General features: G+C 69.1%; 10 protein-coding genes. 5 read left to right on the top strand and 5 right to left on the bottom strand.

Features of this window, described 5'->3' with window-relative positions; all coding sequences use genetic code 11:
- Positions 1 to 41: 41 nt before the first annotated feature.
- Together AC07WC_RS04955 and AC07WC_RS04950 are read right to left on the bottom strand one after the other, a co-directional pair.
- Positions 42 to 1,043: an alpha/beta fold hydrolase gene (locus tag AC07WC_RS04955; RefSeq protein ID WP_495209007.1), complete on the bottom strand. Its 1,002-nt coding sequence runs from the start codon at positions 1,041 to 1,043 to the stop codon at positions 42 to 44.
- A gap of 114 nt (positions 1,044 to 1,157) precedes the next feature.
- The gene (locus tag AC07WC_RS04950) at positions 1,158 to 2,540 is read right to left on the bottom strand and encodes an L-serine ammonia-lyase (RefSeq protein ID WP_495209006.1); all 1,383 of its coding nucleotides are present in this window, start codon (positions 2,538 to 2,540) and stop codon (positions 1,158 to 1,160) included.
- Positions 2,541 to 2,637: 97 nt separating this feature from the next.
- On the opposite strand from AC07WC_RS04950, the gene AC07WC_RS04945 reads away from it, so the two are divergent.
- Positions 2,638 to 2,856 carry a glutaredoxin family protein gene (locus tag AC07WC_RS04945; protein ID WP_495209117.1) on the top strand — a complete coding sequence of 73 codons (219 nt, stop codon included), beginning with the start codon at positions 2,638 to 2,640 and terminating at the stop codon, positions 2,854 to 2,856.
- A 206-nt stretch (positions 2,857 to 3,062) separates the two neighbouring features.
- On the opposite strand, the gene AC07WC_RS04940 is transcribed toward AC07WC_RS04945, so the two are convergent.
- Genes AC07WC_RS04940 through AC07WC_RS04930 form a run of 3 tightly spaced genes read right to left on the bottom strand, consistent with a single transcriptional unit; the run spans position 3,063 to position 4,899 of the window.
- Complete coding sequence (locus AC07WC_RS04940) at positions 3,063 to 3,629, bottom strand: YceI family protein (protein ID WP_019186059.1); 567 nt, start codon at positions 3,627 to 3,629, stop codon at positions 3,063 to 3,065.
- 2 nt (positions 3,630 to 3,631) lie between these two features.
- The gene (locus tag AC07WC_RS04935; protein ID WP_495209005.1) at positions 3,632 to 4,204 is read right to left on the bottom strand and encodes a cytochrome b; all 573 of its coding nucleotides are present in this window, start codon (positions 4,202 to 4,204) and stop codon (positions 3,632 to 3,634) included.
- A complete protein-coding gene (locus tag AC07WC_RS04930; RefSeq protein ID WP_495209004.1) occupies positions 4,201 to 4,899 on the bottom strand; it encodes a YceI family protein in 699 nt (232 codons plus the stop codon). The genes AC07WC_RS04935 and AC07WC_RS04930 overlap by 4 nt, the downstream gene beginning before the upstream one ends.
- A gap of 195 nt (positions 4,900 to 5,094) precedes the next feature.
- On the opposite strand from AC07WC_RS04930, the gene AC07WC_RS04925 reads away from it, so the two are divergent.
- The 4 genes from AC07WC_RS04925 to AC07WC_RS04910 all read left to right on the top strand — a co-directional run bounded on the left by AC07WC_RS04925 (position 5,095) and on the right by AC07WC_RS04910 (position 19,414).
- A complete protein-coding gene (locus AC07WC_RS04925) occupies positions 5,095 to 8,643 on the top strand; it encodes a sensor histidine kinase (RefSeq protein WP_495209003.1) in 3,549 nt (1,182 codons plus the stop codon).
- 210 nt (positions 8,644 to 8,853) lie between these two features.
- Positions 8,854 to 12,333, top strand: coding sequence for a hybrid sensor histidine kinase/response regulator (locus AC07WC_RS04920; RefSeq protein WP_495209002.1), 3,480 nt, complete (start codon positions 8,854 to 8,856; stop codon positions 12,331 to 12,333).
- Entirely contained in the window at positions 12,330 to 15,830 is a 3,501-nt protein-coding gene (locus AC07WC_RS04915) for a two-component regulator propeller domain-containing protein (RefSeq protein ID WP_495209001.1), read from the top strand. The genes AC07WC_RS04920 and AC07WC_RS04915 overlap by 4 nt, the downstream gene beginning before the upstream one ends.
- A gap of 53 nt (positions 15,831 to 15,883) precedes the next feature.
- Positions 15,884 to 19,414 (top strand): hybrid sensor histidine kinase/response regulator, encoded by a 3,531-nt coding sequence (locus AC07WC_RS04910; RefSeq protein ID WP_495209000.1) that lies wholly within the window; start codon positions 15,884 to 15,886, stop codon positions 19,412 to 19,414.
- Position 19,415: the final 1 nt, after the last annotated feature.

Below are 19,415 nucleotides of genomic sequence, written 5' to 3'. Positions count from 1 at the left end.
CGCCGCTGCCGCGCATGGCGTGGCGCGACCGCGCGGTTGGCTCAGTCGTGTCGTGACAGAGCCTGCAACAAGGCCGCATTGAACCGGGCCGGGTCCTGCACCTGCGGCGAGTGGCCCAGATCCTCGAAGCTCACCAGCACGGCGCCGGGAATCGCGGCGGCCGCTGCTTTGCCCAGCGCGGGGTAGTTGCCCAGCGTCGCTTTCAGGGCCGGCGGTGCCAGGTCACGGCCGATCGCGGTGCGGTCGGTCTGGCCGATGAACAAGGTGGTCGGCACCGTCAGCTTGGGCAGCTCGTAGACCACCGGCTGGTTGAACACCATGTCCGAGGTCAGCGCCTGGCTCCACGCCACCGCCTGTTTGCCGGGACCGTCGTACATGCGCGACTGCATGCGCACCCACTGCTCGTACTCGGGCTTCCACTGGCCGTTGTAATAGACGTCGAGCTGGTACTTCCTGATGCTGTCGAAGCTGGTCTTCAGCTCGCCCGCATACCAGGCATCGATACTGCGCCAGGGCACGCCCTTGGCCTTCCAGTCTTCCAGTCCGATCGGATTGACCAGCGACAGGCTGAGCAAGCGCTGGGGATACATCAACGCGAAGCGTGCCGCCAACATGCCGCCCATCGAATGGCCGACGATGTGCAGCTTGCCCTCGCCGTAGCCCAGATGCTCCAGCAGCGCTTCGGTATTGGTGGCCAACTGGCCGAACGAGTACTGGTAGCGTTCGGGCTTGCTCGATTTGCAGAAGCCGATCTGGTCCGGCGCGATCACCCGGTAGCTGGCCGCGCTCAATGCCGCGATGGTGTCCTTCCAGGTAGCCGCGCAGAAGTTCTTGCCGTGCAGCAGCACGACGGTCCCGGCGAAGCCTTTGCCAGCGGCGGGCACGTCGATATAGGCCATTTCCAGCGGCTGGCGCTGGGACTCGAACCGGAAGGTCTTGACCGGATAGGGATAGTCGAAGCCTTCCAGCCGCGGGCCGTAGGTGTCGGCGGCGAGGCTGGTCAGTGGCAGGCAGGCCAGCAGGGCGGCGGCCAGGATGCGCATGGCGGTCTCCGGAACGGGGGAGCCCTGATTGTACCGGAGCGACCGTGCAGGCGTACCGGTGATGCGTCCGGGAGCAGCCGACCAACGGTCGGCTCTACCGCCGGGGGCGGTCGATCAGCACTCGATGACGTTGACCGCCAGCCCGCCGCGGCTGGTTTCCTTGTACTTGTCCTGCATGTCGCGGCCGGTGTCGCGCATGGTCTTGATGACCTTGTCCAGCGAAACCTTGTGCTTGCCATCGCCGCGCATGGCCATCCGCGAGGCGTTGATGGCCTTGACCGCGCCCATCGCATTGCGCTCGATGCACGGGATCTGGACCAGGCCACCGATCGGGTCGCAGGTCAGGCCGAGGTTGTGTTCCATGCCGATTTCCGCGGCGTTCTCGATCTGGCTCGGGTTGCCACCCAGCGCCGCGACCAGGCCGCCGGCGGCCATCGAGCAGGCCACGCCCACTTCACCCTGGCAGCCGACTTCGGCGCCGGAAATCGACGCGTTTTCCTTGTACAGGATGCCGATCGCGGCCGAGGTCAGCAGGAAATCGAACACGCGCTGTTCGTTGGCACCGGGGCAGAACCGATCGAAGTAATGCAGCACGGCCGGCAGCACACCGGCGGCGCCGTTGGTCGGGGCGGTGACCACGCGGCCACCGGCGGCATTTTCTTCGTTGACGGCCAGCGCGTACAGATTGACCCAGTCCAGCGTGGTCAGCGGGTCGCGCATCGCCGCTTCCGGCTTGGACGACAGCTCGCGGTACAGGGCCGGTGCACGGCGCGAGACATGCAGGCCGCCGGGCAGGGTGCCTTCCTGGCGGATGCCACGCTCCACGCAGGCCTGCATCGCGCTCCAGATCTCGCGCAGGTTGTCGCGGATCTCTTCTTCGGTACGCCAGCACTTCTCGTTCTCGAACATCAGCTGGGCGATGCTCAGCCCACTGCGCGCGGTCTGCGCGAGCAGCTCGTCGCCGCTCTTGAACGGGTAGGGCAGCGGGGTTTCATCGGGCACGATGCGGTCATCGGCCGCGTCATCCTGGTTGACCACGAAGCCACCGCCGACCGAGTAGTAATCGCGCGTGGCGATCACCTGCTCATCGGCGCCATACGCGGTGAAGCGCATGCCGTTGGTGTGGTACGGCAGTTTCTGGCGCTTGTTCAGGCCCAGGTCGCGCTTCTCGTCGAAGGCGATTTCGTGCTGGCCCATCAGGCGGATGCGCTTGCTGCTGCGGATGCGCTCGAGGGTCTCGGGGATGATGTCCGGATCGATCAGGTTCGGGCGCTGGCCCTCCAGCCCGAGCAGCACGGCCTTGTCGGTGCCATGGCCGCGGCCGGTCAGGGCCAGCGAACCGTAGACGTCGGCGCGGATGCGCACTACGTCCTGCAGGTGGCCCGGATCGAGCAGCCAGCGGTGCACGAAACGTTCGGCAGCCTTCATCGGTCCCACGGTGTGCGAAGAACTCGGGCCAATGCCGATCTTGAAAACGTCGAACGTGCTGACAGCCATGATTGCCAAACTGCGGGTATCGGATGGAGCGCTATTCTATGCGCTTCGTGCCGCCGGCTCTGGCTGCGGCGCAACATTTTCCAAGGCGGGTGGGCCGGTGTTTACCTTGTACCAGCGTGATGACTGCCATTTGTGTGACCAGGCCCTGGCGGTACTGGCCCAGGCCCGGGTGGCCGATCTGGACAGTGTGTTCATCGATGACGACGCCGCGCTGGAGGCCCGCTACGGGCTGCGGGTGCCGGTGCTGCGCGATGCGCAGGGCCGGGAACTGGACTGGCCGTTCGATGTGGCGGCGGTAGACGCCTGGCGCCGGTAGAGCCGGCCGTTGGTCGGCTGCCCGGACGTCTTCATCGCCAGGGCAGCCGCCCATATCGCCAGGGCAGCCGAGCAGATCGCCAGGGCAGCCGAGCAGATCGCTACGGCAGCCGACCAAGTTGCCAGGGCAGCCGACCAAGTTGCCAGGGCAGCCGACCAACGGTCGGCTCTACCGGGGCGAGTCGGCCGGCACCCGGCCAGGTCGGATTACTTCGCTTTCAGCACGACCTTCGTGCTGATCGCGGTCTCGTTCGGGATGGTCTTGGTGTCGGCCCAATCGCCGCCGCCCACGCCGAAGTCCAGACGCTTCACCGTCGCCTTGCCGGCCAGCACCGGCTGCGCGCCCGGCGTCCAGGTGAAGGTCAGGGTGACCGGCTTGCTCACGCCACGCAGCTCCAGGGTACCGTCGGCGGCGTACTGGTTGTTGCCGAGCGAGCGGAACTTGGTGGCGCTGTACTTGGCCTGGGCGAACTTGCCCACGTTGAAGAAGTCCGCGCCCTGCAGGGTCGAATCGCGGTCGCTGTTGCCGCTCTTGGCACTGGCCAGCGGAATGGTCACTTCCAGCTTGGCGTCGTCCAGCTTGGCCGGATCGAAGCTGATCCTGGTATCGAAACCCGGGAAGGTGCCGGTGAACACTTCACCGTCGTACTTGGTGGCAAAGGCCAGCACCGAGCCGGGGGCCTGCACGTAGTCGGCGGCCAGTACCGGGGCGGTGGCCAGCAGGCCGGCCAGGGCGGCGGCGACCGCCGCGGGTGAGGTGAGTTTGATGTTCATGGTCAATCCTTCTGGGGGGAGGCAAGCCAGCGCTGCGGGAGCATGCGCGCAAGCGTGGCATCGCGTTGGTAAAAATGGTGGTAAAGCGCCGCGCCGGCATGGGCCACGACCACGGCGATCAGCAGCCAGAAGCCCCACTCATGGATGGCGTGCGAGATCTGGGTGACACGCTCATCCGGCGCGCTCAGCTTGGGCACATCGACCAGGCCGAACCAGCGGAACGGGCGCAGGCCGCTGGCCGAGTCGTACAGCCAGCCGGACAGCGGAATGGCGAACATCAGCACGTACAGCAGCCAATGCGTGGCCGAGGCGATGCGTTCCTGCCAGGTGGGCGTCCCCGGTACCGGCTGCGGCGCGCCGGCGTACAGCCGCCACAGCAGCCGGGTCACCACCAGGGCGAGCACGGTGATGCCGATCGATTTGTGCATGGTGTAGACCCAGAAATACTTCGGGGTCTTGGGCAGTTCGCCCATGGTCAGCCCGACGATGCCCAGGGCGAGGATCAGCACGGCGATCAGCCAGTGCAGGGTCTGGCTGACACCGCCCCAGCGGGTCGGAGTGTTCTTGGCGGTCATGGCGTGGTCTCCTGGACCGGCTGTGGGGTATCTGAGTCGATCGGCATGGCCGGAGTTCCCGGCACATCGGCAGGTTCATCGGCGTTGCGATCGCGCACCGCCTCCGCTTCGATCCGCAACTGCACCTCATCGCCGATCATCGAGGCCCAGCCATACACGCCGAAGGCGCTGCGGCTGAGCGTGGCGGTGGCCGAGAAGCCGGCGGTGCGGCGGAACGGCGGCAGTGGATGGCGCTTGAGCGCGTTGAGGGTGACCGCCAGGGTGACCTCGCGGGTCACGCCGCGTACGGTGAGCTGACCGATGACATTGGCGTGGGTCGGATCGATCGGCTCGACCCGGGTCGAGACGAAGCGCGCCTCGGGGAAGCGCTCGCCGTCGAGCAGGTTGCGCGCCAGCGTGGCCTTGTTCCATTTGTCGTCGCCCAGGTCCAGGCGTTGGATCGGCACGCGTACCTCCAGCCGCGCGGAGCGCCAGTCGTCCGGGTCGAACACCAGCACGCCGTCGCTGCCGGACACGGTGCCCAGGGCATGCGAGAAGCCGGCATGCTGCACCGCGAACAGCACCCGGGTGTGCACCGGATCGAGCCGATAGCTGTCGGGAGCGGCGATGGCGAGCAGCGGGGTGGCCGCCAGCAGCAGGGAAAGGGTCAGGCGCTTGAGCAAGGCGCTGGCTCCATAAGGGTCTGGGGCGATCATACGCACAGCCGTGTCATGGGATGCAGCGTCATGGCTGCAACAGATCGTGGTGCCCCCGACAACAGCACCACGCGCCTGTGCCGTCTTCCGCGGACACGTCGGGAACAGCCCGTTCCATCCACGGCCGCCCGCCCAGAATGCGGACACCGTCCTGATCGCTGTGTGACAATCCGCACCAACAGGGAGACCGGATCGATGAGCACGCGCCGCTGGGGTGCAGGCATCGTGCTGTTGGGGCTGTGGTTGTGCGCAGTGCCGTCAGTGTTGGAAGCCGCAGGAACATCGGCGGAAACGCCACGCTTGCGCCGCCTGGGCGCGGCCGAGGGCATGCCTTCGCGCATGGTGCTGGCGCTGGCCCAGGATCGCCAGGGGTATATCTGGGCCGGTACCGATGATGGCCTGGCCCGCGTGGATGGTGTCGGCCTGCGGGTCTGGCGCAATGATCCGGCCGACCCCGGCTCGCTGCCCGGCAACGAGGTGGAAACGCTGTTGATCGATCCGCTGGACCGGGTCTGGGTCGGCAGCAATGGCGTTGGCCTGAGCATGCTCGGTCCGGACCGCACCGCGTTCACCCGTTTTCCCGCCTTGAGCGAGGCCTGCGAAGGCCAGTTCTGGTCGCTGGCCTATGCCTCGCAGTCGCTGTGGATCGGCACCAACCAGCATGGCGTATGCCGGCGCAGCGAGGACGGCACGCTGGTCAAATACCAGGCCGACCCGGACGATCCGCGCAGCCTGCCCGACAACACCATCTACAGCCTGTTGTCCGATCCGCAGGGACGGGTGTGGGTGGGCACCTCCAACGGCGTTGCCCGCTGGGACGGCGACGGCTTCACCCGTATCGCGCCGGCACTGCTCGGCGGCAAGAGCGTGTTCCGCTTGACCCGTGAGCCCGATGGCACGGTCTGGGCAGGCACCGAAGGCGGGCTGTTCCAGATCGGGGCCGACGATCAGGCCCGCCCGGCGCCGTGGACGCTCAGTGCCGACGTGCGCGCGGCCACGGTCATCCATGATCGCAATGGCGGCTACTGGCTGGGCACCGCCGATGGTCTGTATCGCGGCGATGCGGCCACCGCGCGGCTGCTTGCCGGCGACGCCGGCAGTGGGTTCCTGACCGCGCGCAGCGGCGTGCTGGACATGCTGCAGGACCATGAAGGTGGCCTGTGGGTGGCGATGCTGACCCAGGGTCTGGCCTATCTGCCACCGGACTGGAAGCGCTTCTCCAGCTGGTACCAGCTCGACGGTAAACCGCTGGACAGCGTCTATCTGCTGGGGGCTGCGGCCGCCGGCGATGCGTTCTACATCTCCGGCGCGCACGGGCTTTACCGTCTGGATGCGCACGGCCAACTGCGGCAGCTCGCCGATGACACGCAGATCGGTGTCGGTGCGGCCTGGTCGCTGCTACCGCGCGAGGATGGCGCGGTATGGATCGGCCGTGCCGGGCGATTGAGCCTGTACCAGCCTGCGACCGGCAAGCTGCGCGAATGGAAGATCGGCGGTGGCGCCGATGTGCGCCAGCGCATCGACCTGATCCGTCAGGCGCCCAATGGCGAGCTATGGCTGTCGATCATGAACTTCGGCATCCAGCGCCGCGATGCGCAGGGCAACGTGCTCGATACGATCCGCAACGATCAGCACCGTGGGCTGGCCGAGGACCCGGTCGAACAGATGGGGTTCGATCCGCGCGGGCAGCTGTGGGTGATGGGCGGCGCCATGGGCCTGCGGCGTTGGCGCAACGGACGCTTCGAACAGGTACCGGGAATCTCGCGTGGCAGCATCTACGATGCGGCATGGATTGGTCCGGACGAACTTTGGCTGGCTCGCCAGGGGGCGCTGGAACGGTATCGCTGGGACGGCCTGAGCATGAGCCTGCGCGAACGCGTCGGCGCCGCGCAGGGGCTGCCTGCAGTGTCGATGGGCGGGCTGGCGCTCGGCAAGCACGGGCAGGTGTGGGCCACTACGCCGCGTGGCCTGATCTGCTGGCACGCTACCGAGCGCCGCTTGCGCCTGTACGGCGAACGCGATGGCCTGCCGGACGTGGAGTTCAGCAACCGCCCACCGGTGCAGGCGCGCAACGGACGGGTCCTGGCAGTGACTGCGACCGGGCTGGTCGGCTTCGACCCGGATGCGGCGGACATGGTGCTGCCGCCGTCGCAACTGGTGATCGACAGCGTGCAGGTCCGCCGCGACGATGCCGAGGGCCAGCAGATGTTGCCGCCGCAGGCACCGATCGTGCTGGGGCCGCAGGACCGCGACCTGATCGTGTCCGCACGCCTGCTCTCGTTCGCCAATCCGCACGGCAACCGCTACCGCTACCGGGTCTCGGGCTATGACCAGAACTGGGTGATGCAGGCTGCCGATGGCGAGCGCCTGCTCTCGCGGCTGCCGTCCGGGAGTTACCGCATCGAAGTGCAGGCGGCGACCCCGCAGGGCGCGTGGACGCCGCCCAGCACCTTGGAGCTGGACGTGCGCCCGCCGTGGTGGCGCAGCGGCTGGGCGATCGTAGGCTACGTGCTGCTCGGCCTGATCGGCATCGCCGCGTTGGCCTACGTCGCGCGTGCGCGCCTGCGTCGTCGCCAACAGTGGCAGTTGACGGTGCACAAGCAGCAGCTGGCCGAGCAGGCCTCGCAGGCCAAGAGCCGGTTCCTGGCCACGCTGGGGCATGAAGTCCGCACCCCGATGACCGGCGTACTGGGCATGAGCGAACTGTTGCTCTCCACCGAGCTGGACGATGTGCAGCGCGGGTATGCCGGTTCGATCCAGCATGCGGGCAAGCACCTGCTGCGGCTGGTCAACGACGCGCTGGATCTGGCCCGGATCGAGGCGGGGCGGCTCGAACTGGATCTGCGGCCGTTCGATCTGATGTCGTTGCTGGACCAGGTCGAGGCGTTGATGGAGCCGATGGCCCATCACCGCGGCCTGGCGTTCGAGCGCAGCTTCAACCTGCCCGGGCCGGTACAGGTCAGTGGTGACGAAATGCGCGTACGCCAGATCCTGATGAACCTGCTCGGCAACGCGATCAAGTTCACCGAGCACGGGCACGTCGGTCTCGGTGTCGAGTTGGACAAGGACGGTCGCGCGATCGTTTTCGAGGTCTCCGATACGGGGCCCGGCATCAACCAGGACCAGCAGGAGCGCCTGTTCCATCGCTTCGAACAGGCTGATGGCCCGCGGACCGCGTCGCGCTATGGCGGCAGCGGCCTGGGCCTGGCGATCTGCCAGGAACTGGCCTTGGCGATGGGGGGGCGGATCCAGATCGACAGCCGATTGGGGGATGGCGCCCGCTTCACCGTATCGCTGCCGCTGCCGTGGACCGTGCAGCCGGTCGGCACGCTGCGCGATCCGGGTCAGGAACTGCGCACGCAGTTGCCACCGCTGCGCATCCTGCTGGTGGAAGACGACGCCACCGTCGCCGACGTCATCGTCGGCCTGCTGCGCTCGCGTGGGCACGAGGTAGTGCATGTGCTGCATGGATTGGCCGCGCTGTCCGAAGTGGCGGCGGGCCATTTCGATGTGGGCCTGCTGGACCTCGACCTGCCCGCGCTGGATGGCATCGCGATCGCGGGGCAGCTGCGCGCCATGGGTTATGAGTTGCCCTTGATCGCGGTGACCGCGCGCTCGGATGCCTACGCCGAGCAGCAGGTGCTGGCGGCCGGGTTCAACGGCTTCCTGCGCAAACCGGTGACCGGCGACATGCTGGTGGACGCCATCGTGCAGGCGCGCGCGGGCAAATCATCCCGCGCCTGAAACGACCCGCGTGCCGCTGCGATTGCCGCGGCGTCTCGTACGCTCTGACTTGATCTGAAATTTCATTGATCAGGGTGTGATGTCGTCCGGGCCTGATCGCCCCCGCGCGCGTGGCTTCGACCTACCGTGCAGTCCAGGCAGCGGAGGACGGTCGGGGTAGGCGTGGCTGGCAATCAATCCGCGGGAATGCGCAGGCGCCGGGCAGCGGTCATGCTGAGCATCGTGCTGTGGCTGCCGATGGCGGCCGCGGCGGGCCCCCTGGTCACCTTGCCGTGGCCGCGGCCACTGGGCCCCGCGGATGCGTTGACGACCGTGGCGTTCCGCGCGGTCGTCGAAGACCGCGGAGGCTGCCTGTGGTTCGCCAGCGACGATGGACTGTTTCGGTTCGATGGTCATCGCTTCCGTGCGTGGCAACGGGAAGAAGGGCTGCCGGAGATGGACCTGCGCGCCCTCCACGTCGATGCCCACGATCGGCTCTGGATCGCGACCGCCTCGCAGGGACTGGCGATGCTCCCTGCTGATCGCAGTGGGATCCACGAGGTGCCGGGCAGTGGGGCGGTGAGGCTGCCACGCAGCGGCATCGTGCAGATCACCAGCACGTCCGATGGCGTGGTGTGGGTGGGGACGCTCGAGGACGGTCTGTTCGCCCGGCGACCCGACGGCCGCTGGCAGGTCATCCGGCTGCAGCAGCGGGGCAGCGACGTGCGTCAGGTGAATGCCCTGGCCACCGACCACGGCGGTCGGCTCTGGGTCGGCACACCCGGGGGAGCACTGCGACGCGAGGGCGACCGCTTCATCGAGCTATCGCTGCCGTCCGATGAACGTGGCGGTGTTCATTCGCTCTGGCCCGATCCGGAGGGGGGTGTGTGGGCAAGGACACCGGGCGGCGTCCATCGCTGGAACAGTGAAGGCGTGCTGCTGCCGATGTCACCACGCCAGGACATGCCGGTGCTGCGCAGCACGCACGGCGAGATGTGGAGCGCCGGGCCCACCGGCCTGTTTCGGCATCGGGACGGGCAGGTTCCGCAGCCGGTGCCGTTGCGCGGCCACGACGGTGCGACGCTCACGTCCGCTGCGATCCGGCATGCTCTGGAAGACCGCAACGGTGGCATGTGGTGGATCGGCCAGCGCCAGGGCCTGTGGCACCTGCCGGCACGCTGGCGTCAGTTCACGCTGCTGCGCACCGCCCGCGATGGGGGGCCGGGACTGGCGGGCGACCATGTGCTGGCGCTGGCGCCCTCGCGGGACCAGCGGCTGTGGGTCGCCGATGACAGTGGGCGCGTGCAGCGCGTGGACCTGGGGACCGGGCGCAGCGATATCGGCTTCGATTACCGCCCCGAACACCTGCGCAGCGACGCAGTCGGCGTCGCCGAGGATCGCCGGGGGCAGCTGTGGGTGGCCCGCGGCAACACGTTGTCGCGTTACCTGCCCGGCACCGGCCGGCAGCGCCACTGGCTGCTGGGCGGGGACACCGGCACGGGGCCGATCGACCTGCAGGCCTGCCGCGATGGTTCGCTGTGGCTGGCACGTGCGGGCCGCATCCAACGACGCGATGCCGACGGTGTACTGCAGCTGTCGGCCACCCCGCACACGCTCGGCCTGGTGCCGCCGACACACGGTCCGCAGGTGCTGTGCACCGACGATGGCCTGGTGTGGGCAACGGACCGCGACGGCATCAAGCGCTGGTTGCCGGCACAGGAGCGCTTTGCGTCCGTCGACGGTGCGCCGCGCGGGGAAGTGGGTGCGATCGCGCGCGGCCAGGACGGCCATTACTGGATCAGCAGCGCGGGGATGCTCGGCCGCTATCGATGGGACGGGCAGCAGCTGCGCAGGACGCACGGTTTCGGCGCCGCGCAGGGCTATCCACAAGTACTTGCGCGTGCATTGCTGGTCGATGCGCACGGCATCGCCTGGGCAGGCGACCCGCGCGGCCTGATCCGTGTCAATCCGCACGGCGGCGGCGTCCACCGGTTTGCCGGTGACGATGGCCTGCCGGCACACGAGGTGTTGCCGCGCCTGCTGGTACGCACCGATGGAGACCATGCGGTCGCTGCGACGCGCGAGGGCGGCCTGTTGCTGTTCGATCCCGCGCAGGTACTGCCTGCCGCACCGGCCCAGGGTCTGGTGATCCATGCGATCACCGTGCGCCGCGGCGGCGCACGGATCAGCTTGCCGGTGAGTACTGGACCGGTGCTGCTTTCGCACGCTGACCGGCATATCCGCGTCGCTGCAGGACCGCCCGGTGGTGGACCTGCCTCCATGGCGTACCGTTTCCGGCTGCAGGGCCACGATGCGGAATGGCAGGACGGCGGCGCCGTTGGTCGGCACGTGCTCCAGCGTGTTCCAGCGGGGCTGCAGACGCTGGAGGTACAAGCCCGCCTGGAAGAGGGGGACTGGTCACCGAGCCACCGCGTGGCATTGCAGGTGGCGCCGGCCTGGTGGCAGACGCCGCCGGCACGATGGAGCGCTGTGGCGGCCGCGATCGGTGCGGTCTGGCTGGGCGGGGCCGGGTACCAGGCCTGGCGCGGGCGGCAGTGGCGCTGGCGCTGGTTGTGGGCGCGGTATCAGCACGCCGAACGCGCGTCCCTGCAGCGCACCCGCTTGCTTACCACGCTGGGCGCGCGCATCCGGGTGCCGATGACGGCGGTGCTGGGTTGGAGCGAACTGCTGCTGCGCATGCCGCTGGCACCCGAGCAGCGCGCCCGCGTCGACTGCCTGCACTACGCCGGGCAACACCTGTTGCGATTGGCCGATGACGCCCTGGACATGGCCTGCATCGAAGCGGGGCGATTGCAGCTGCAGCCGGCACCGTTCGCGCTGCAGCAGCTGGTCGACGACCTGCATGCGCTGCTGCTGCCGGTGGCGCAGGCCAGATCGCTGGTACTGGAGTGCCACAGCACCCTGCCGGCGTCGGCTGTTTTTCTCGGCGACGCACCACGCATGCGGCAGATCCTGCTCAATCTGTTGGGCAATGCATTGAAATTCACCGCATGCGGCAGTGTCCGGCTCGAGGCGCAGCCGGGAAACACCGGCGAGGGCTTGCTGCTGCGTGTGCGCGATACCGGGCCCGGCATGACTGCCGCGCAATGCGAGCGCCTGTTCCAGCGTTTCGAGCAGGCCGAGGGGATGCAGACCGCCGCACGTTACGGTGGCAGCGGCCTCGGGTTGTCCATCTCACGCGAGCTGGCCCTGGCCATGGGCGGGGACATCACGGTGACCAGCCGTCCCGGCGAGGGCGCCTGTTTCCAGGTACAGCTGCCGCTGCCACGCGTCCTGACGACGGGAACGGCGCCGCGGCGTGCGCGCGAGGAGCCCTGCGCAGGCGGATCGCTGCGCGTGCTGGTGGTGTGCCCGGTCGCAACCGTGGCACAGCTGGTGCAGGCCATGCTCGCCTCGCTGGGGCATCGGGCGCTGCTGGTGCCGGCGCTCGATGGCATGCCAGGGACCGCGGGCGATGGCGCGTGCTGGGATGTCATCGTGGTCGACCCGGCGTTGTGGATCGACGGCGAGCGGGCGGGTGCGCGCGTGGCGCGCTGTTGGCCGGGCATTCCGCGGGTGGCACTGAGTGCGTGTGCGGATGCCCGGGCCCAACGCGAGGCGACGGCCGCCGGCTTCAACGTCTTCCTGCGATTGCCGTTGAACCGGGCGGCGCTGGCCGACGGCCTGGACCGATGCCGGCGTCACGTGTGAGCGACACACTGGGCAGGCGCTGCCTGTGCGTGCTGTTGTACTGGCTGCTGCCGGTGTTTCCGGTCCTGGCCCTGTCGACGCCCGTGGTACGGCTGACCACCGCGGACGGACTGCCCTCCAACGTGGTCCATGCGATCGTGGAGGACCGGCAGGGCTATCTCTGGTTCGCCACCGGCGACGGCCTGGCGCGTTACGACGGCACTGGTTTCCGGCTGTGGCGGATGGAGCATGGTCTGGCCGACAACACGGTGCGCAGCTTGGCGCTGGATGCGCGCGACCAGCTCTGGATCGGTACCGGCAATGGCGTGCTGCAGCGTCTGTCGGCCGATCGCCAGCAATTCGCCCGGGGGTACCGGCCGCCCGCCACCACTGCGGGGGCCAGCCCGGTGCTCGCGATCCAGCCCATGGACGATGGCAGCGTCTGGTTCGGCACCCGCGACGCGGGACTGTTCCGGCTTGGACGTGATCGCCGCCTGCGCCAGTATCTGCCGTCCGCCGGGCGTGATGGGCTGCCGTCGGCGCAGGTGGAACAGCTTGCGGCCGATTCCCACGGCGGCGTGTGGATCGGCACTGCCGCGGGTCTGGCACGGTGGCATGACGATCGGTTCCAGAGCCCGGCGGTGCTGGGCGCCTCGGTGCTGCCCGTCGTTGCGCTCGGTCTGGATGCGCAGGGACGGTTGCGGTCGAGTACCGCCGAGCGTGCCGAGCTGCGGCGGTTGCCGACATGGCTGCCCGATCCCGGCCACCACAGGGCGGCACGCTGGCTCGGCCCCGGCCGCGCGGGTGGCAGCTGGTTCGCCGCAGGCGCGCAGCTTTGGTGGGAGGATCCGCACGGACACGAACGCTACGCGGTCATGTTGCCCCCGGTGCTTGGGCATGGTCCGCCACGCATCGAACGGGTGATCGAAGACCGGCAAGGGCGGGTCTGGCTGCTGGACAGCGATCAGGCGGTCTGGCGGTTGGGAGCCCACTGGCGGCACCTCACGCATTTCGCTGCGCCGGGCGTCGTCTCCGCTGCGCCGGGCGCGTTGGCCGCTGCGGCCGACGGGCAGGCGTGGTGGGCACGTGGCGGCACACTGAGCCGGGTCTCACCGCTGCACGGATTCCATGGACCGCGGTGGACCTATGCGCAGGACCCGACCCGCACCGACCGGCACGCGGTGGTTGAAGATCCCCAGGGTGTGGTGTGGGCCTTCGCAGCGCCCTGGTTGACCCGGATCGATCCGGCGCGGGAACGGCAGCAGCGCTGGCAGGTCGGGGAGGCCGGGGCCGGTCGGCAGGGAATGCCAGCGCCGGCCGCACTGCTGGCCTGCGATGAGCGGCTGTGGCTCGCAGGCAATGGCTGGGTGGAACAGCGCGCTGGCGACGGCAGTGTCCTGGGCAGGGGCACGTTTGACGCGGTCGGGCTGCGCCCCGGCGGCGCTGCGATCACCCTTCACTGCGACGCGGCCGGGCAGGTATGGCTGGGCGACCGCGACGGCCTCAAGCAGTGGCGCGCGGCGGCGGGGCGCTTTCTGTCCATTCCGGGCGGACCACGCCGCCAGCCAGGCGTATGGCATTTCGGCAATGACGGCCGGTTATGGCGGGGCGATACGGATGGCTGGAGCGCGTATTGGCGCGATGGAGCTCGCCTGCACCGGACCACCCACGTCGGTGCCGCGCCAGGCCTGCCGGCGCTGCAGCCACGCGCCGTGGCCGAAACCGGCGACGGCGCGATATGGGCAACCACGCCGCGCGGGCTCGTGCGGCTGGCGCCGGATCACCGCAGCGCCCGCCTGTACACGGTCGAGGATGGCCTGCCGATGATAGTGTTCGAGTCGGCTCTGGTCGCCGCAGGCGGGCACCTGCTGGCAACCGACGTGGACGGCGCCGTGCTCGCAGTGGATCCGGTCGGCATGGCCGCGGCCACGAGGCCTGCGTTGCTGGTGATCGATCCCGTGCAGGTGCGCCGGCAGGGGCGTCGGATCGAACTGCCGGCTTCGGACCCGCTGCGGTTCAACGCAGACGATCGCGATATCCAGCTGTCGGCGCGGCTGCTGGGCAGCGGTCAGGGCGGTGCGACCGAGTATCGCTTCCGGTTGCAGGGCGAAGACCCGGCGTGGATCCGGGCCGGGCGGCGCGGCACGCATGGCTTTGCCCGGCTGCCCGCGGGTGAGCATGTGCTGGAATACCAGGTGCGCGATGTGGATGGCCAGTGGACGCCGCTGCAGCAGCGGCAGGTGCTGGTGACCTACAGCGGGTGGGCGCACCCTGGTGCGTGGGCGCTGCTCGGCCTGGGCGCGGCCGGTGCCACGGCACTGCTGGTGTGGGGGCTGCGGCGCCGGCATCGCCGGACGGTGGCCTGGCGCGCCACGGCAGGTGGCCAGGCGCGTGCCGAGCAGGCCGCGCAGGCCAAGGCGCGCTATCTGGCCACGCTGGGCCATGAAGTAAGGACGCCGCTGACCGGCGTCCTCGGCATGAGCGAGCTGCTGCTGGCCGGGCCGCTGCCCACGGATGCGCGCGAGCAGGTGCTGCACATCCAGCAGGGCGGACGTGCGTTGCTGCAGGTGGTCGACGAGGCGCTGGAGATGGCCAGACTGCAGGCTGGCAAGGTCACACTGCAGCAGCGCTGTTTTGCCATCGGACCGTGGTGGCTGGAGCTGCGGGCTGCCGTGGCCGGTGCCCTGGCGCCCCCCTGCCGGGTGTCGATCGGCCCGTGCCTGCCGGCCAGCCCATGCGCGGTGGGTGATCCGGACCGGTTGCGGCAGGCGATGGCACTGTTGGCGCGTGGGCTCGCGACGGAGGTCGGGGCGACCCGACTGGTCCTGCGCATCGCCTGGCGGCCGGGTCGCAACGGCCTGCTGCTGGATGTGCTGGCCGAGCCCGGGAGCGGCCCCTCTTCCCGCTTGCCGCAGGTTCGCGAGGCGCTGGCCGACGCCGATGTGCTGGCCCGCGCGATGGAAGGGCAGTTGCACCTGCTGCGGCGGCCCGATCATCGCTGGCAGGCAACCCTGAGTGTCCCGATGCCCTGCCGTGGATCGATCCCGTGCCGGCCGGAAGCGACGCGAAGCGGCGGTCACGTCGACATGCTGCGGGTCCTGCTGGTGGAGGACGATCCGCTCAGTGCCGAGGCGATCGCCGGCGTGCTGCGCCGGCAGGGACATACCGTGGTGCATGCAGCGCACGCGCTGGCGGCACTGACTACGCTGGCCGGTGCGGGCACGCAGCTGGTGCTGTTGGCCCCGGACCTGCCGGGCATGGACGGTCTGTCATTGCTGCGGCTGCTGCGCCAGCAGGACAACTGCCTGCCGGTGCTGGTCCTCGCCGACAGCCGGGATCCGGATCTGGCGGCGCAGGCCCTCGTTGCGGGAGCCGACGGCGTGCTGCACATTCCGCTGCAGGCCGAGGACCTGCACGCTGCGATCCTGCAGGCACGGCGGCCGCGCATGGATCGTGCCGGTGCCGGGAACGGTTTACTATGCGGGGCGTTGCCCGACGACCGGGGTGGTCAGGTGTGACAGGCCCCTTGCCGGGCCGCGGCAATGAATCGACGGACAGACCGGGGGAGCCATTGGTGTTGCGTGTGCTGTGGCCGTTGCTGATCGGCCTGTGTGTGCTCTGGCCGGCATTTGCCTCGGCCCAGCCCGTACCGCCGACGCCGCGGCAGCTCACCGTGTTCGATGGCCTGCCGTCCAATACGGTCAACCGCATGGCCGAAGACCGCTACGGCTACCTGTGGATCGCCACCAACGATGGTCTGGCCCGCTACGACGGCCGCAATTACCGCGTCTGGCGCGCCGAGGATGGCCTGCGTGACAACCACGTCTGGAGCGTGCACGTGGATGCGCGCAACCAGCTGTGGATCGGTACGGAAAATGCCGGCCTGGCGATGATGTCGGCCGATCGTCGCGAAATCCGCTTCTACGACCGCGACAGCCACCCGGAGATCGGCAGCAACACCATCTGGAGCGTGGCCTCCACCCCGGATGGCGCGATCTGGTTCGGCACCTACCAGGGCGGCCTGCACCGGCTGGAGCGCGACGGCACGCTGACCCGTTTCATGCCCGAGCCCGGCAACCCGCGCAGCCTGCCCGCGACATCGGTCGGCTATCTGGCCACGACACTGGACGGCAGCTTGTGGATCGGCTCCAACGCGGGGCTGGCACGCTGGACCGGACATGATTTCGAACCCGTGCCGGGCAACCAGTTGTCGGCCCGTTTCATCAATGGGCTGACCGCCGAACCGGATGGCAGTCTGTGGATCAGCAGCAATGTCGGGGTTGCCGTGCGTCGGCCGGACGGCCGCTTCGAGCCCGCGCCGTGGACCGTCGCCAAAGGCGATCAGATCCTGGGCATGATGCTGCGTGACGAACAGGGCGGCTATTGGCTGGACACCCGTTCCGGACTGGGCCGCGCCATGGACGGTCATGTCCAGCAGGTGCCGCTGTACAGTGCGATCGCTCGCGGACAGGTGCGGCCGAACTGGACCGGTGCCTACGAAGATCGCGAGGGCGGCATCTGGCTGGCCAGCACCAACGGCGGCCTGTGGCACCTGCTGCCGCGCTGGTGGCAGTTTTCGGTGTTGTCGCGGCTGGAAGACGATCCGACGTCGCTGCGCAATTCGTATGTGCTGGGCATGGCCACGGCTGCCGATGGCGGCGTATGGACGGTCGGCACGCATGGCGCGCTGGACAAGTTCGATCCGGTCAGCGGGAAGATCGAACAGCACCGGACCTGGGTGGACGGCACGGAGTGGCTGCAGTCAGTGCTGGAGGATCCGCGCGGACAGGTCTGGATCGGTTCCTGGAACGCGCTGCTCCGCTACGACCCCCGCCAGAAGCGCATACGGCGCTGGGGACGTGACGCCGCGGTGGATGCCACGATGGATGGCGCGATCGACTCGCTGGCACTGTGCGATGGTCAGCGGCTGTGGACGGCGTCGGCCAACGGGCTGCAGCAGCGTGATCTCGACGGACGCGTCCTGCACCGGGTGGCACTCGGCCACGCCGGGCTGAGCGCTGGCCAGAGCGTGCTGGATATCCGCTGCGGTCCGCAGGACCGCCTGTGGGTGGCTACCGCGCAGGGGCTGCTGCAATGGGTCGCCGCGCGCTCGCGTTTCGAGCCGCTGCCGGGCAGCCCGGCAGCGGGCGTGCATGCGATGGCGCTTGCCGGCGATGGCAGTGTGTGGCTGTCCGAAGAGGGCAAGCTGTCGCACTACCGATGGCAGGACGACCGGATGACCCTGCAGGAGGTGATCGGCAGCAGTGCCGGCTACCCGGCGATCACGGCGACCGGCCTGGTCGTGGATCTGCAGGCGGTGGTGTGGGCCGCGAACGCGCGCGGCCTGGTGCGGGTCGATCCGGATGCCGGCAGCGTGCGCCAGTACGGCGTGCACGATGGCCTGCCCAGCCAGGAGTTCCGGCGGCGTACGTTGACGCTGACCGCAAGTGGCCGCATCGTCGGGGGCACGCCGGCCGGCGTGGTGGTGTTCGATCCGGCCCAGGTCAAACCGGCGACGCGGCGGGCGCCGTTGGTGATCGAGCGGGTCGAGGTTCGCCGTGGCGAGCACGTCCTGGACCTCACCCATGCCGTGCCGCTGGACATCGCCGACGGCGACCGCGATCTGCGGATCGTGGCGCGGCTGCTGTCCTTCGCCGACTCCACCTCGAACAACTATCGTTATCGCCTGGCCGGCTACGACCCGGATTGGGTGGAAGTGGGGCCGGGCGGCGAGCGCCTGTTCTCGCGCCTGCCGCCGGGCCGGCATCGGCTGGAAGTGCAGGCGCGCTCGGCCGACCACATCTGGTCGCGGGTGCAGGTGCTGGAGTTCCGCGTATTGCCACCGTGGTGGCGCAGCCTCTCGGGCGTGTTGCTGCTGACCTCGGCGGTGTTGCTGTTGCTCAGTCTGTTCGCCTGGCTGTACCGGCGCCGGCTGCAGCGCCGGCATGCCTATCAGTTGGCACTGCAGAAACAGGAGCTGGCCGAGCAGGCCTCGATGGCCAAGACGCGCTTTCTGGCAAACCTGGGTCATGAGGTGCGCACGCCGATGACCGGGGTGCTGGGGATGAGCGAGTTGCTGTTGTCCTCGCCGTTGAATCCGCAGCAGCGCGGCTACACCGAGTCGATCCGGCATGCCGGCGAACATCTGCTGCATCTGGTCAACGACGCGCTCGACCTGGCCCGTATCGAGTCCGGGCGACTGGAGCTGCAGGCACAACCGTTCCAGCTGCAGCGGCCGATCGACGACGTCTGCGCGTTGATGGCCGCGCTGGCCGAGCAGAAGGGGGTGCGCTTCGTGGTCGACAATACGGTGCCCGCGGGGACCCGCACGCTCGGTGATGAACTGCGTGTACGCCAGATCCTGCTGAACCTGCTCGGCAATGCGGTCAAGTTCACCAGCCACGGCGAAGTGCGCCTGACCTTGCGGGCGATCACGCCCGGCCGCGGGCTGCACATCGAGGTGTCCGATACCGGGCCGGGCATCAGCAGCGATCAGCAGGAGCGGCTGTTCCGTCGCTTCGAGCAGGCCGATGGCGCCCGCACCGCTGCACAGTACGGCGGCAGCGGGCTGGGCCTGGCGATCTGCCGTGAGCTGGCGCTGGCGATGCAGGGGCAGATCGGCGTGCAGAGCCAGCTCGGCGTGGGCACGCGTTTCACGGTGACCCTGCCGTTGCCGCTGGAGCCCGGACTCGCCGGCACAGCCGGGGAGGGCGAGGGCGAGCAATGGGTGTTGCCGCCGATGCGGATCCTGCTGGTGGAGGACGATCTGACCGTGGCCGAGGTGGTCAGCGGGCTGTTGTCGGCGCGTGGCCACGACGTGGTGCACGCCGAGCACGCGCTGTCGGCGTTGCGCGAGGTCAGCGAGGCAGCGTTCGAGGTGGTGCTGATGGATCTGGATCTGCCCGGGTTGGGCGGGATCGCGCTGGCCGAGCATCTGCGCAGCCAGGGATTCGAGATGCCGCTGATCGCGGTGACGGCGCGCACGGACCCATCGATCGAGCAACAGGCACGCGACGCGGGCTTCGATGCGTTCCTGCGCAAGCCGGTGACCGGGGATCTGCTGGTGGAAGCGATCGCACGGGTACTGCGCGCCCCTCGTTAGC

The sequence above is a fragment of the Stenotrophomonas sp. GW821-FHT01H02A genome, from assembly GCF_059422145.1.
The sequence above is the reverse complement of the archived record's forward strand: the minus strand, read 5'-3'. Positions and strand labels throughout refer to the sequence as shown.

Excerpts from the sequence above, each read along its gene's own strand:
- AC07WC_RS04940 (WP_019186059.1), bottom strand. The coding sequence starts at position 3,629 with ATGAACATCAAACTCACCTCACCCGCGGCGGTCGCCGCCGCCCTGGCC.
- AC07WC_RS04920 (WP_495209002.1), top strand. The coding sequence starts at position 8,854 with ATGCTGAGCATCGTGCTGTGGCTGCCGATGGCGGCCGCGGCGGGCCCC.
- AC07WC_RS04955 (WP_495209007.1), bottom strand. The coding sequence starts at position 1,043 with ATGCGCATCCTGGCCGCCGCCCTGCTGGCCTGCCTGCCACTGACCAGC.
- AC07WC_RS04935 (WP_495209005.1), bottom strand. The coding sequence starts at position 4,204 with ATGACCGCCAAGAACACTCCGACCCGCTGGGGCGGTGTCAGCCAGACC.
- AC07WC_RS04950 (WP_495209006.1), bottom strand. The coding sequence starts at position 2,540 with ATGGCTGTCAGCACGTTCGACGTTTTCAAGATCGGCATTGGCCCGAGT.
- AC07WC_RS04925 (WP_495209003.1), top strand. The coding sequence starts at position 5,095 with ATGAGCACGCGCCGCTGGGGTGCAGGCATCGTGCTGTTGGGGCTGTGG.
- AC07WC_RS04930 (WP_495209004.1), bottom strand. The coding sequence starts at position 4,899 with ATGATCGCCCCAGACCCTTATGGAGCCAGCGCCTTGCTCAAGCGCCTG.